Raw genomic sequence first — 526 nt, 5'->3', positions numbered from 1 at the left:
GGCGTACTTCGCAAGCCACCCCGAGTAAGATACGCCTTTATCCAAGAACATCATCACAGCCACTCTGTGCGACATCTGTGTCAGTTATTTGATGTTCATCCGAGCGGGTATTACGCGTGGAGGAGCTGCGCAAAGTCGAAGCGACAACGTGACAATGAACGACTTACAGGCCAACTCAAACAATGTTGGCTTGAGTCTGGTGGCGTCTATGGATACCGCAAACTCCATCGAGATCTGCGTGATCTTGGCGAGCAATGCGGTATTAATCGTGTGCATCGCCTGATGCAGAGAGCAGGATTGCGAGCGCAAGTTGGCTATCGAAAACCGAGAGCTCCTAGTGGTGAGCAACACGTTGTTACGCCAAATCGTTTAGAGCGGCAATTCGATCCATTAGCGCCCAACACGGCTTGGGTAACGGATATTACGTACATCAAAACGCATGAAGGCTGGCTCTATCTTGGCGCTGTAATGGACTTGTTCTCACGACGAATAATTGGTTGGTCAATGGGCAGTCGTATCACCAAAG

General features: G+C 50.2%; 1 protein-coding gene. It reads left to right on the top strand.

Annotated features, from left to right (window positions below; genetic code table 11):
* Positions 1–526, top strand: a 526-nt coding sequence (locus JIG40_RS00845; RefSeq protein ID WP_199464617.1) for an IS3 family transposase, incomplete at both ends; no start/stop codon positions are given.

Origin of the sequence: Vibrio sp. bablab_jr001 (assembly GCF_016464285.1) — a bacterium.
GTDB classification, from domain to species: Bacteria; Pseudomonadota; Gammaproteobacteria; order Enterobacterales; family Vibrionaceae; genus Vibrio; species Vibrio fluvialis.
The sequence above is the reverse complement of the archived record's forward strand: the minus strand, read 5'-3'. Positions and strand labels throughout refer to the sequence as shown.